This window comes from Endozoicomonas sp. SESOKO4, from assembly GCF_024606275.1.
On sequence record NZ_JAHHPS010000541.1, the window covers coordinates 1 to 1,236 of the forward strand.

The window sequence follows — 1,236 nt, forward strand, 5'->3', positions numbered from 1 at the left end:
AATCTATGGCAAGAAGGACGAACGATCATGGGAAGAAAAAGCCACTATTTCCCATAACGCTAGTGTCAGTTTTGCCACCTTCAGCAAAGATGGTCGCTATCTAGTAACCACCAGTTGGGATCAAAGGGCAAAAATCTATGGCCAGAGTGACGATGGGTCATGGGCAGAAAAAGCCATCATTCCACATGATGAGACTGTCTACTCAGCCACCTTCAGCCCCGATAGCCGCTATGTGGTGACCGCCAGCCTGGATAGGAAAGCGAAAATCTATGGCCAGATAGACGATGGGTCCTGGCTGGAAAAGGCCATTGTTTCCCATTTTGTTTCAGTTACCTTCAGCTCCGATAGTCGCCATGTGGTGATCACCAGAGATAATGGCAGTGCAAAGATCTATAGACTGGATACCGATGGATCATGGGAAGAAGAAGCCATCATTTCCCATAATGGAAAGGTCAAGTCAGTCAAATTCAGTCCCGATAGTCGCTGTTTAATGACCTCCAGTGACGATAACAAGGCGATAATCTCTGGCCAGGATAAAAACGGATCATGGCAAGAAAAAGCCACCATTTCCGATTACCTGAGTCACTGCTCAGCTGGTACAACAGCCTGGGAGTTTCTTGAATCAATTTCCGGTTACCTAAGAAAGTGCTCAGCCAAATTCAGCGCCGATAGCCGCCATATGGTGACCGCCAATTTAGGTGACAAAGCGAAAATCTATGGTGAGAAGGACGATGGATCATGGGAACAAAAAGCCATCATTTCCCATAACAAAAATGTCTACTTTGCCAAATTCAGCCCCGATAGCCGTCATGTCATCACCTGCAGTAATGATCTCATGATGAAAATCTATAGCCTGAAGATCGATGGATCATGGAGAGAAAAAGCCATCATCTCCTATGATTGTTTTATTACATTAGCAACCTTTAGTGTCGATGGCCGCCATTTGGTCACTGTCAGTGTCGATGGAACGTGGAAAATTTATGGTCAGAACAGCGATGGATCATGGGAAGAAAAAGCCAGCACTTCCCATCCTGGTATTATCCGATCAGCGACCCTCAGCGCCGATGGCCATGTTTTGACCATCCATCAAGATGAGACGGCGAAAATCACTGAACTAAGTATGAATGAATGATGGTTTGCTGTTACTCACTCATTATTCTTCTGCAACACCTGCCCGGCAAGAATCAACGTCCTGTTTTCCTGTTAGTTTCGCTGACATCAATGTTATGAACTTTC

General features: G+C 45.6%; 1 protein-coding gene. It reads left to right on the forward strand.

From position 1 onward, the window contains the following. Nucleotides 1-1,132, forward strand: a 1,132-nt coding sequence (locus KDK16_RS10480; protein ID WP_257254915.1) for a WD40 repeat domain-containing protein, incomplete at its 5' end; no start/stop codon positions are given. Nucleotides 1,133-1,236 lie beyond the last annotated feature (104 nt).